Below are 11,924 nucleotides of genomic sequence, written 5' to 3' on the forward strand. Positions count from 1 at the left end.
CACCCATTTAGGCGAGAATGCTCGTCAGAACGAGGTGTCAGATGACCAAACAACGCTTTACCTTTCCCCTGAGTTCAAACGCGAGGCTGCCGATCTCGTTTTTAAGCGCCTTTGGCGATATCGCATTCGTCAGAACATGAGCCGGCGAGGAATTATTGGGATGATGCGCCGATGAAGCGGGTGTTCAGGAGCCTGAAAACCGAGTGGATACCTGCCATGAGCTACACGACGGTCCAATAAGCTCAGGGGGATATCAGCCATTTTTTGACGCCCGGTACAGCTGGATTCGACCGTACCAATTTAATGATGGGCTACCACCCGACTCAGGCCGAGAAAAAAATTAACGTCGTGTCCAGGATCAATTGACCACTACACCCCGAGCACGGTGGCCCGGAAAAAGCGTCACCGGCTACTCGACCGTAAAGTTCGGAGGCGCCAGCGACAGACTTTATTTCGTAGCTTCACCACAAGCTAACGTTGTGGATAACTACTCCACCGTCACCGACTTCGCCAGGTTCCTTGGCTGATCCACATCCGTGCCCTTCAACACCGCCACGTAGTACGAAAGCAGCTGCAACGGGATGGTGTACAGAATCGGTGCCAGGGCATCGATGATGTGTGGCATGGCGACAACGTGAGTGCCTTCACCGTTTTTCATGCCTGCCTGTTCGTCAGCGAACACCACCAGTTCCCCGCCACGTGCACGGACTTCCTGCAGGTTGGATTTGAGTTTTTCCAGCAGTTCGTTGTTCGGCGCGACGGTGACCACAGGCATGTCGGCGTCGACCAGCGCCAGCGGGCCGTGTTTCAGTTCGCCGGCCGGGTAGGCTTCGGCGTGGATGTAGGAGATTTCCTTGAGCTTGAGTGCACCCTCCATGGCGACCGGGAACTGCGCGCCGCGACCGAGGAACAGGGTGTGGTGCTTCTCGGCAAACAGCTCGGCGACTTTCTCGACGGTGGTGTCCATCGCCAGTGCTTCGCCCAGGCGGGTTGGCAGACGGCGCAGTTCGTCGACGAGTTGCGCTTCGACGCCCGCTTCCAGTGAGCCTTTGACCTGCCCCAGCGACAGGGTCAGCAGCAACAGGGCAACCAGTTGGGTGGTGAATGCCTTGGTGGAGGCGACGCCGATTTCCGGTCCGGCCTGGGTGAGCAGGGTCAGGTCGGATTCACGCACCAGTGAGCTGATGCCCACGTTGCAGATCGCGAGGCTGGCCAGGAAGCCCAGTTCCTTGGCGTTGCGCAGTGCGGCCAGGGTGTCGGCGGTTTCGCCGGACTGGGAGATCGAAACGAACAGGGTATCCGGCTGGACCACGACCTTGCGATAGCGGAATTCGCTGGCGACTTCGACCTGACATGGAATTCCGGCCAGACCTTCGAGCCAGTAACGCGCAACCATACCGGCGTGATAGCTGGTACCGCACGCCACGATCTGCACGTTGCGTACCTTGGCGAACAGCTCGGCGGCCTGTGGACCAAAGGCATGGACCAGCACCTGTTGCTGGCCGAGACGACCTTCGAGCGTGCGCTGCACGACCTTGGGCTGCTCATGGATCTCCTTGAGCATGAAGTGGCGGTACTCGCCTTTGTCAGCCGCTTCGGCACCTTCATGGTATTGCACGACCTCACGCTCGACCGGCAGACCGTCCACGCTCCAGATCTGCACGCTGTCGCGGCGGATTTCGGCGATATCACCCTCTTCCAGGTACATGAAGCGGTCAGTGACCTGACGCAAGGCAAGCTGGTCGGAGGCGAGGAAGTTCTCGCCCAGGCCCATGCCGATCACCAACGGACTGCCGCTACGTGCCGCCAGCAGACGATCCGGTTGTGCAGCGCTGATCACTGCCAGTCCGTAAGCACCGTGCAGTTCCTTGACCGCAGATTTCAGGGCAGTCGCCAGATCCGGCGTGTCCTTCAGCCTGTGATGCAACAGGTGAACGATGACTTCGGTATCGGTATCGGACGAGAACACATAGCCCAAAGCCTTGAGCTGCTCGCGAAGGGCTTCATGGTTTTCGATGATGCCGTTGTGGACAACTGCCAGCTCGTTGGCCGAGAAATGGGGATGGGCGTTTCGCTCGCACGGCGCACCGTGGGTGGCCCAACGGGTGTGGGCAATGCCCAGACGACCGACCAGAGGCTCGCCGGCCAGTGCCTGCTCGAGCTCGCTGACCTTGCCCGAACGACGGCGACGCTCAAGCGTGCCTTCGTTACTGAAAACGGCCACGCCTGCGCTGTCATAGCCGCGGTATTCAAGACGCTTCAGGCCTTCGAGCAAAATGGCCGTGATATTACGTTCGGCGACTGCGCCAACGATTCCACACATGGTTCTCTCCTAGCTGACAGCGGCACAAATCAGATTGATGCCGCGGGCCTGTATCTGGTCGCGCGCCTCGGTGGGCAGACGATCATCGGTAATAAGGGTGTGGATACTGCTCCAGGGCAGCTCCAGATTGGGGATCTTGCGGCCGACCTTGTCGGCTTCGACCATCACCACGACTTCCCGGGCGACTTCGGCCATGACGCGGCTCAGGCCCAGTAATTCGTTGAAGGTCGTGGTGCCACGGATCAGATCGATCCCGTCGGCACCGATGAACAATTGATCGAAATCGTAGGAGCGCAGCACCTGTTCGGCGACCTGCCCCTGGAAGGATTCGGAATGCGGGTCCCACGTTCCACCCGTCATCAGCAACACAGGCTCGTGCTCCAGCTCAGTCAGGGCTCGGGCGACGTGCATCGAGTTAGTCATGACCACCAGGCCAGGCTGTGCGCCCAGTTCGGGGATCAACGCTGCGGTAGTACTGCCGCTGTCGACAATGATTCGGGCGTGCTCGCGAATTCGGGTGACGGCAGCGCGGGCAATGGCCTGTTTGTATCTGGAAACCGGTTGAGCGCCCTCGCTGATCAGCTCATGCGGCAACGTGACGGCGCCGCCGTAACGACGCAGCAGCAGGCCGTTGGCTTCGAGCGCGGCGAGATCCTTTCGAATCGTAACTTCGGATGTTTCGAAGCGCCTGGCCAGATCGTCCACACTGACCTCGCCTTGCTCATTGAGCATGGCAAGGATGTTGTGACGGCGTTGAGGAGTATTGCGCTTCGACATGACTGCCTTAAGTTTCGTTTCGAAAGATAACGAAGGCAATCAAAACCTATTTGGCAAGATTGGTCAAGCGTCGAAGATAACCAGAAAGATATCCACACGCTGACCGACAGGAGACGATCAGCGGAGGACACCGGATGTGGATAACTCAGTCCTTCCTGATTTTCACCGGGCGCTTCCAGCCTTCGATGTTGCGCTGACGGGCTCGGGCGACGCCGAGTTGCTGAGCGGGAACCGCCTGGGTGATGGTAGAACCTGCGGCTGTGGTCGCGCCGTCCAGGATATCCACAGGCGCCACCAGCGAATTGTTAGACCCTATGAAAACGTCTGCGCCCAACACGGTCCGGTGTTTGTTAGCGCCATCATAGTTGCAGGTAATGGTGCCAGCGCCGATGTTGGTACGTGCGCCCACTTCGGCGTCACCCAGGTAAGTCAGGTGCCCGACTTTCGCACCTTCACCCAGCACGGCATTCTTCAGCTCGACAAAGTTACCCACATGCGCCTTAGAGCCCAGCACACTGCCAGGACGCAAACGTGCGAAAGGTCCGGCATCGCTGCCTTCGCCCAGCACCGCGCCTTCGATATGACTGTTGGCCTTCACCACTACGCCCTTACGCAAGGTGCTGTCCTTGATGACGCAGTTCGGGCCGATGACCACGTCATCCTCGATTACCACTTTGCCTTCCAGCACCACGTTGATGTCGATCATCACGTCACGTCCGACACTGACGTCACCGCGCACATCAAAGCGCGCTGGATCACGCAATGTCACACCAGCCGCCATCAGACGACGCGCCTCGCGCTGCTGATAATGACGCTCGAGATCCGAGAGCTGCTTGCGATCATTGGCGCCCTGCACTTCCATCACATCGTGCGGCTGCTCGGTGGCGACAATCAGACCGTCATTGACCGCCATGGCGATCACGTCTGTCAGGTAGTACTCGCCTTGTGCGTTGTCGTTGGACAGCCGTCCCAGCCATTCGGCCAGGCGCTTGCCAGGGACGGCAAGAATGCCGGTATTGCCCTCATTGATTGCGCGCTGTGCCTCACTGGCATCCTTGTGCTCGACGATGGCCGATACCCGACCCTGTTCGTCACGGACGATACGGCCATAGCCTGTCGGATCATCCAGGGTAACGGTCAGCAAGCCCAGTTGCTCGGGGGTCACCCGCTTGAGCAGACGATGCAGGGTCTCCACCTCAATCAACGGCACATCGCCGTACAGAATCAGCACGGTGTCCGCTGTCAACGCAGGCAGCGCCTGTGCCACGGCATGCCCGGTGCCCAGTTGCTTGTCCTGCATCACGAAATTCAGGTCGTCGGCAGCCAGTTGCTCACGGACCGACTCTGCGCCGAAACCGATCACCACATGAATGCCCACTGGGGATAACTGCCGGGCGCTGTGGATAACATGGCCGAGCATGGAGTTGCCGGCAACGGGATGAAGCACCTTCGGCAAGGCCGAACGCATCCGCGTACCTTGGCCAGCAGCAAGAATAACGATATCGAGGGACATGAGGACTACCAACTGAGCGGCGCGGCATCAAGACCAGCAGCCGGGAACGGGCTTATTCTGAAAAAAGAAAAAGGGTAGCCGAGGCTACCCTTTTTCTCAATCGCGCATGAAGCAGCGGGGTTAGCCGCCAAACTTCTTGCGAATTTGCTGAACGGTACGCAGCTGGGCTGCGGCCTCGGCCAGACGAGCAGTAGCAGATCCGTAGTCGAAGTCTGCGCCTTTCTCGTTCAGGGCCTTCTCGGCAGCCTTTACAGCTGCTTGAGCGGAGGCTTCGTCCAGGTCGGCAGCACGTTGCACAGTATCGGCAAGCACCTTGACCATGTTCGGCTGAACCTCAAGGAAACCACCGGAGATGTAGAACACCTCGGCTTCCCCACCCTGCTTGATCAAGCGGATCGGGCCCGGCTTCAGATCAGTGATCAGCGGCGCGTGGCCTGGAGCGATACCGATATCACCCAGGTTACCGTGCGCAATCACCATCTCGACCAGACCGGAGAAGATTTCCCCTTCCGCGCTGACGATGTCGCAATGGACTGTCATAGCCATTTGCTTGCCTCAACCTGATTAGCGCCCGTTTCCGGGCGCCGGGATTACAGTTTCTTGGCTTTCTCGATCGCTTCTTCGATGCCGCCGACCATGTAGAACGCTTGTTCTGGCAGGTGGTCGTAGTCACCGTTGAGGATGCCTTTGAAGCCAGCAATGGTGTCTTTCAGGGAAACGTATTTACCCGAAGCACCGGTGAAGACTTCTGCCACGAAGAAAGGCTGGGACAGGAAGCGCTGGATCTTACGAGCACGGTTAACCAACTGCTTGTCGGTCTCCGACAGCTCGTCCATACCCAGGATCGCGATGATGTCTTTCAGCTCTTTGTAACGCTGCAACACGTACTGAACGCCGCGAGCGGTGTCGTAGTGTTCCTGGCCGATAACGTTCGGGTCCAGCTGGCGCGAAGTCGAGTCGAGTGGATCGACCGCCGGGTAGATACCCAGGGAGGCGATGTCACGGGACAGTACGACGGTTGCGTCCAAGTGGGCAAACGTGGTCGCTGGCGACGGGTCGGTCAAGTCGTCCGCTGGTACGTATACCGCCTGGATCGAGGTGATCGAACCGTTCTTGGTCGAAGTGATGCGCTCTTGCAGAGTACCCATCTCTTCGGCCAGGGTCGGCTGGTAACCTACTGCAGAAGGCATACGGCCCAGCAGTGCGGATACTTCAGTACCGGCCAGTGTGTAACGGTAGATGTTGTCGACGAACAGCAGAACGTCGTTACCTTCGTCACGGAACTTCTCGGCCATGGTCAGGCCGGTCAGGGCTACGCGCAGACGGTTACCCGGCGGCTCGTTCATCTGGCCATAGACCAGAGCAACCTTGTCCAGAACGTTGGAATCCTTCATCTCGTGGTAGAAGTCGTTACCCTCACGAGTACGCTCACCCACACCGGCGAACACGGAATAACCGCTGTGCTCGATGGCGATGTTACGGATCAGTTCCATCATGTTTACGGTCTTGCCGACACCGGCACCACCGAACAGACCGACTTTACCGCCTTTGGCGAACGGGCAGACCAGGTCGATAACCTTGATGCCTGTTTCCAGCAGATCGTTGCCGCCCGCTTGCTCAGCGAAGGTTGGCGCAGGACGGTGAATGCCCCAGCGTTCTTCGGTGGCGATCGGACCCGCTTCGTCAATCGGGTTGCCCAGTACGTCCATGATCCGGCCCAGAGTCGCTTTACCGACGGGTACGGAGATGGCTGCGCCGGAGTCTGTTACTTCCAGACCACGCTTCAAGCCCTCGGTGGAGCCCATTGCAATGGTACGAACCACGCCGTCGCCCAGCTGCTGCTGAACTTCGAGGGTGGTTTCTGCCGCGCTCTGTACTTTCAGCGCGTTGTAGATACTCGGTACGCTATCGCGTGGAAATTCCACGTCGATCACGGCGCCGATGATTTGAACGATACGTCCGCTACTCATTAGCTGGTTCCTCTAATATTTGAACCGTTAAACCGCGGCAGCGCCGCCGACGATTTCCGAGATCTCTTGGGTGATCGCTGCCTGACGCGCCTTGTTGTAGATCAGTTGCAAATCGCTGATCAGATCACCGGCGTTGTCGGTGGCGTTCTTCATTGCAATCATCCGCGCCGCTTGTTCAGCTGCGTTGTTCTCGACCACCGCCTGGTACACCTGCGACTCAACGTAGCGAACCATCAAGCCATCGAGCAGCTCTTTGGCATCGGGTTCGTAGAGATAGTCCCAGTGGTGCTTGAGTTCCTGATCCGGGGTTGCCACCAGCGGAATCAACTGCTCCACCGTTGGCTGTTGCGTCATGGTGTTGATGAACTTGTTGGATACCACGGACAGGCGATCAATACGGCCATCCAGGTAGGCATCCAGCATCACCTTGACGCTGCCGATCAAGTCATTGATCGACGGCTCTTCGCCCAGGTGGCTGATTGCAGCGACGACGTTACCGCCGAAGTTGCGGAAAAATGCCGCACCTTTGCTGCCAACCACGCACAGATCGATCTCTACGCCGTTTTCACGGTTTACCGCCATGTCCTTGACCAAAGCCTTGAACAGGTTGGTATTCAAGCCGCCGCACAGACCACGGTCACTGCTCACCACGACATAACCGACACGCTTTACTTCGCGCTCGATCATGAAAGGGTGGCGATATTCCGGGTTAGCGTTGGCAAGATGACCAATCACCTGGCGGATACGATCCGCGTAAGGACGGCTAGCAGCCATGCGCATTTGAGCCTTGCGCATTTTGCTGACCGCCACTTTTTCCATGGCGCTGGTGATCTTTTGCGTGCTTTTGATGCTCGCAATCTTGCTGCGAATCTCTTTTGCGCCTGCCATGTAACACCTATCAGGTTAGCAAGCGGGAGCCTTCCGGCCCCCGCTGCGGCTTACCAGGTTTGGGTGGCCTTGAACTTCTCGATGCCGGCTTTCATGCCAGAATCGATTTCGTCATTGAAGTCACCCTTCACGTTGATCTTCGCCATCAAATCGGCGTGATCGCGGTTGAAGTAAGCAATCAGCGCTTGTTCAAAGCTGCCAATCTTGGCGATTTCGATGTCGGTCAGGAACCCACGCTCAGCGGCATACAGCGACAGCGCCATGTCAGCGATCGACATTGGTGCGTATTGCTTCTGCTTCATCAGCTCGGTAACGCGCTGACCATGCTCAAGTTGCTTACGGGTCGCTTCGTCCAGGTCAGAAGCGAACTGGGCGAATGCCGCCAGTTCACGGTACTGAGCCAGAGCGGTACGAATACCACCGGAGAGCTTCTTGATGATCTTGGTCTGAGCGGCACCACCTACACGCGATACCGAAACACCGGCGTTCACAGCTGGACGGATGCCAGAGTTGAACATGGCCGATTCCAGGAAGATCTGACCGTCGGTGATGGAAATCACGTTGGTCGGAACGAACGCGGAAACGTCGCCAGCCTGGGTTTCGATGATCGGCAGTGCAGTCAGGGAACCGGTTTTGCCGGTCACTGCGCCATTGGTGAACTTCTCTACGTATTCTTCGGAAACACGCGATGCGCGCTCCAGCAGACGGGAGTGGAGATAGAACACGTCACCCGGATAGGCTTCACGGCCTGGTGGACGGCGCAGCAGCAGGGAAATCTGGCGGTAAGCCACTGCTTGCTTGGAGAGATCGTCATAAACGATCAGCGCGTCTTCACCGCGGTCGCGGAAGAATTCACCCATGGTGCAACCCGAGTACGGTGCAAGGAATTGCAGCGCAGCGGATTCGGAAGCACTTGCAGCCACGACGATGGTGTTAGCCAATGCGCCGTTTTCTTCGAGCTTGCGAACAACGTTGGCGATGGTCGATTGTTTCTGACCAATTGCCACGTAGACGCAGAAGATGCCGCTGTCTTTCTGGTTGATGATTGCGTCGATGGCCAGAGCGGTCTTACCGATCTGACGGTCACCGATGATCAGCTCACGCTGGCCACGGCCGACTGGAATCATGGCATCGACAGCCTTGTAGCCAGTCTGTACAGGCTGGTCTACCGACTTACGCCAGATCACGCCTGGAGCAACTTTCTCGACCGCATCGGTCTCGGTGTTGTTCAGCGGACCTTTGCCGTCAACTGGGTTACCCAGTGCATCGACTACGCGACCCAGCAGTTCCTTACCAACCGGAACCTCCAGGATGCGGCCAGTGCACTTAGCGCTCATGCCTTCAGCCAGAGTCGTGTAAGCGCCCAGTACAACGGCACCCACAGAGTCTTGCTCAAGGTTCAGCGCCATACCGTAGACGCCGTCCGGAAACTCGATCATCTCGCCGTACATTACGTCGGCCAGACCGTGAATCCGCACGATACCGTCAGACACGCTGACGACTGTGCCTTCGTTACGGGCTTGGGAGGTTACATCGAGCTTCTCGATGCGACCCTTGATGATTTCACTTATTTCGGAAGGATTGAGTTGCTGCATTGCTCTGCTGCCCCTTCAAACTCAAGATTTCAATGCTTCGGCTAGTTGCGCGATTTTGCCGCGAACTGAGCCATCGATAACCAGGTCGCCGGCGCGGATTACGACACCACCGATAAGGGTGGCATCCTCCGCAGCATGCAGGCGCACTTCCCGGCCGAGCCGTGCACTGAGAACCTTGGCGAGTTTGTCTTGCTGTTCTTGGTTCAATGCGAAAGCACTGGTGACATCCACATCGACCGATTTTTCCTGCTCGGCCTTGTACAGGTCGAACAGCTCGGCGATCTCCGGCAGAAGCGGGAGACGGTCGTTTTCAGCAACGACGTGGATGAAATTCTGTGCCTTGGCATCGAACTTGTCGCCACACACTTCAATAAAAGTGGTGGCCTTTTGTGCGCTCGTCAGTCGCGGGGCCTTGAGCATGCGCTGCATGGTGTCGTCTTGCGACACCGCAGCAGCCAGGCCGAGCATGGCTGACCAATTGGCCAGTTGCTGGTGGGCCTGCGCGTGCTCGAAGGCCGCCTTAGCGTAAGGTCGGGCCAACGTGGTCAGTTCTGCCATGATCGCCCTCGCTTAAATTTCAGCAGCCAGTTTGTTAACCAGCTCCGCGTGCGCGTTTTGATCGATTGTGGCACCCAGGATCTTCTCTGCACCATTGACTGCCAGGCTACCCAACTGGGCGCGCAAGGCGTCTTTGACACCGTTCAGTTCCTGCTCGATCTCGGCCTGAGCCTGAGCCTTCACACGGTCAGCTTCAACGCGAGCCTGTTCACGGGCTTCGTCGACAATCTGAGTACCGCGTTTCTTGGCTTGCTCAATGATTTCAGCTGCTTGAGCCTTAGCTTCGCGCAGTTGTTGACCCACTTTGTCTTGGGCCAGCTCCAGGTCGCGAGCTGCTCGGGAAGCAGCGTCCAGTCCATCCGCGATCTTCTTCTGACGTTCGTGCAAAGCCGCGATGACCGGAGGCCACACGAACTTCATGCAGAACAGCACAAAAATGAAGAACGCAACGGACTGGCCAATCAGGGTTGCATTAATGTTCACGCCAACACCTCGCTCGTTCGTTGTCCATCACACCAATCAACTCGAAAATTCGAGTGATCAGCCAGCGAGTTGACCAACGAAGGGGTTCGCAAAGGTGAAGAACAGAGCGATACCAACACCGATCATGGTCACGGCGTCGAGCAGGCCCGCTACGATGAACATTTTAACTTGCAGCATTGGAACCATTTCCGGCTGACGCGCTGCGCCTTCCAGGAATTTGCCGCCCAACAGGCCGAAACCGATTGCAGTACCCAGTGCGCCCAGGCCGATCAACAGTGCAACAGCGATAGCGGTTAGACCAACTACAGTTTCCATCTTTCCTCCCGACTTTTACGTCGTATTGGTTAGGTTTTTTTAATTAAAGCGGTAAAGCAAAATCGTTTGTTACATCAGCCCTTGCGGGCACCGCCCCGCAGTTCGCGGGACGGTCATCAGATACGCCCGGAGGCGAATCTCAATGGTTATCTTCGTGAGCCATCGACAGGTAGACGATGGTCAGCATCATGAAGATGAACGCTTGCAGGGTGATGATCAGGATGTGGAACACAGCCCATGCCCATTGCAGAACGATACCCAGTCCGCTCAGCCAGAGCAGACCGCTGCCGAACATGACGGCGATCAGGATGAATACCAGCTCGCCAGCATACATGTTGCCGAACAGACGCAGTGCCAGAGAAATCGGTTTGGCTACCAGCGTCACGAATTCCAGCAGGAAGTTGACCGGGATCAACAGAGCCTGAACGAAGATGTTCTTGCTGCCGAACGGGTGCAGGGTCAGTTCGCCGATGAAGCCGCCGATGCCCTTGACCTTGATGCTGTAGAAAATGATCAGTGCGAAAACCGACAGGGCCATACCCAGTGTCGCGTTCGGGTCAGTGGTCGGTACGGCACGGAATGGAATGTGCTCGTCGCCGGAGATCAGCATCGCCAACTGAGGAATCCAGTCAACCGGTACCAGGTCGACGGCGTTCATCAGGAATACCCAGACAAAAATGGTCAGGGCCAGTGGCGCGATGACCGCGCTGCGACCGTGGAAGCTGTCTTTCACGCTGCCGTCGACGAACTCGACCAGCACTTCAACGAAGTTCTGCAGGGCGCCCGGCTGGCCGGAAGTCGCCTTCTTGGCCGCCATGCGGAAAATCAGAACGAAAATCAGACCCAGCGCAACCGACCAGCCGAGGGTATCGACGTGGAAAGCCCAGAAACCCATTTCCTTGGCTTCTGCTGCGGTGTGGGCAAAGCCCCATTCGCCATTGGGCAGGTGCCCGAATGTCAGGTTCTGCAAGTGGTGCTGGATATAGCCCGAAGCTGTTTGCTCTGCCATGGTTGCCTCAAACGCCCTAAGGTCTCGAAAGTCTTGTTCTCGTAAGCAGTGGAGCGAACCAGTTGACCACCTGGATCAACATGAACACTCCGAAAACTGCCAGCGGTGCCAGCGGTTTCACGCCTGCAAACGTCAGTGCGAAAAGCACTGCCGTCAAAATAAGTTTGCCCGCCTCACCGGCGTAAAACGACCGGACGATGGCTTGAGCGGCTCGGGCTCCGGAAAACCGGAATGCCTTGTGAGCGAAGTATAAATTGGGCAGCCAGGCTATCAGGCCTCCGCAGAGCCCCGAATATCCTGCTACGACTCCACGCCACTGCCACAGCGCCAACGCGGCTATCAGCAGGACGATCAATTGAGCCAGCAAAACCGGAAAAACCGCCAGGCGATGAAACGGCAAGCGGTCTGGCATGCGTGATTCCATCGCATTTGCTCCTTGGCTGTCGGTCGCCATCATCTGTAACTTGGCATAATTTGTGCCGACAAAATGCGC

At 57.6% G+C, this 11,924-nt stretch carries 12 protein-coding genes and 1 pseudogene; 1 reads left to right on the top strand and 12 read right to left on the bottom strand.

What is annotated here, in order from left to right; all coding sequences use genetic code 11:
- Positions 1–43: 43 nt before the first annotated feature.
- Positions 44–366, top strand: a pseudogene (locus KDX39_RS10600) (IS3 family transposase); the annotation flags it as partial.
- A 121-nt stretch (positions 367–487) separates the two neighbouring features.
- On the opposite strand, the gene glmS reads toward KDX39_RS10600, so the two are convergent.
- The 12 genes from glmS to KDX39_RS10660 form a co-directional block, all read right to left on the bottom strand.
- Positions 488–2,323: a glutamine--fructose-6-phosphate transaminase (isomerizing) gene (glmS, locus tag KDX39_RS10605; protein ID WP_231660337.1), complete on the bottom strand. Its 1,836-nt coding sequence runs from the start codon at positions 2,321–2,323 to the stop codon at positions 488–490.
- A 9-nt stretch (positions 2,324–2,332) separates the two neighbouring features.
- Positions 2,333–3,100, bottom strand: coding sequence for a DeoR/GlpR family DNA-binding transcription regulator (locus tag KDX39_RS10610; RefSeq protein ID WP_184322456.1), 768 nt, complete (start codon positions 3,098–3,100; stop codon positions 2,333–2,335).
- A gap of 145 nt (positions 3,101–3,245) precedes the next feature.
- The gene (gene glmU / locus KDX39_RS10615; RefSeq protein WP_231660339.1) at positions 3,246–4,613 is read right to left on the bottom strand and encodes a bifunctional UDP-N-acetylglucosamine diphosphorylase/glucosamine-1-phosphate N-acetyltransferase GlmU; all 1,368 of its coding nucleotides are present in this window, start codon (positions 4,611–4,613) and stop codon (positions 3,246–3,248) included.
- Positions 4,614–4,733: 120 nt separating this feature from the next.
- Complete coding sequence (locus KDX39_RS10620; protein WP_004882435.1) at positions 4,734–5,159, bottom strand: F0F1 ATP synthase subunit epsilon; 426 nt, start codon at positions 5,157–5,159, stop codon at positions 4,734–4,736.
- A 44-nt stretch (positions 5,160–5,203) separates the two neighbouring features.
- On the bottom strand, positions 5,204–6,583 hold the full coding sequence (atpD, locus tag KDX39_RS10625; protein WP_025996049.1) for a F0F1 ATP synthase subunit beta: 1,380 nt from the start codon (positions 6,581–6,583) through the stop codon (positions 5,204–5,206).
- Between the two features lie 27 nt (positions 6,584–6,610).
- Complete coding sequence (gene atpG / locus KDX39_RS10630) at positions 6,611–7,471, bottom strand: F0F1 ATP synthase subunit gamma (RefSeq protein WP_004882437.1); 861 nt, start codon at positions 7,469–7,471, stop codon at positions 6,611–6,613.
- A 50-nt stretch (positions 7,472–7,521) separates the two neighbouring features.
- Positions 7,522–9,066, bottom strand: coding sequence for a F0F1 ATP synthase subunit alpha (gene atpA, locus KDX39_RS10635; protein ID WP_025996048.1), 1,545 nt, complete (start codon positions 9,064–9,066; stop codon positions 7,522–7,524).
- A gap of 21 nt (positions 9,067–9,087) precedes the next feature.
- Positions 9,088–9,624 (bottom strand): F0F1 ATP synthase subunit delta, encoded by a 537-nt coding sequence (locus KDX39_RS10640; RefSeq protein WP_004882439.1) that lies wholly within the window; start codon positions 9,622–9,624, stop codon positions 9,088–9,090.
- Between the two features lie 12 nt (positions 9,625–9,636).
- Complete coding sequence (locus KDX39_RS10645; protein WP_004882440.1) at positions 9,637–10,107, bottom strand: F0F1 ATP synthase subunit B; 471 nt, start codon at positions 10,105–10,107, stop codon at positions 9,637–9,639.
- A gap of 57 nt (positions 10,108–10,164) precedes the next feature.
- Positions 10,165–10,422, bottom strand: coding sequence for a F0F1 ATP synthase subunit C (gene atpE / locus KDX39_RS10650; protein ID WP_002555987.1), 258 nt, complete (start codon positions 10,420–10,422; stop codon positions 10,165–10,167).
- Positions 10,423–10,561: 139 nt separating this feature from the next.
- Positions 10,562–11,431: a F0F1 ATP synthase subunit A gene (atpB, locus tag KDX39_RS10655; protein WP_004882441.1), complete on the bottom strand. Its 870-nt coding sequence runs from the start codon at positions 11,429–11,431 to the stop codon at positions 10,562–10,564.
- Positions 11,432–11,447: 16 nt separating this feature from the next.
- A complete protein-coding gene (locus KDX39_RS10660; RefSeq protein ID WP_004882442.1) occupies positions 11,448–11,855 on the bottom strand; it encodes a F0F1 ATP synthase subunit I in 408 nt (135 codons plus the stop codon).
- Between the last annotated feature and the right edge of the window lie 69 nt (positions 11,856–11,924).

This window comes from Pseudomonas sp. CDFA 610, from assembly GCF_021147865.1.
GTDB classification, from domain to species: domain Bacteria; phylum Pseudomonadota; class Gammaproteobacteria; order Pseudomonadales; family Pseudomonadaceae; genus Aquipseudomonas; species Aquipseudomonas alliivorans.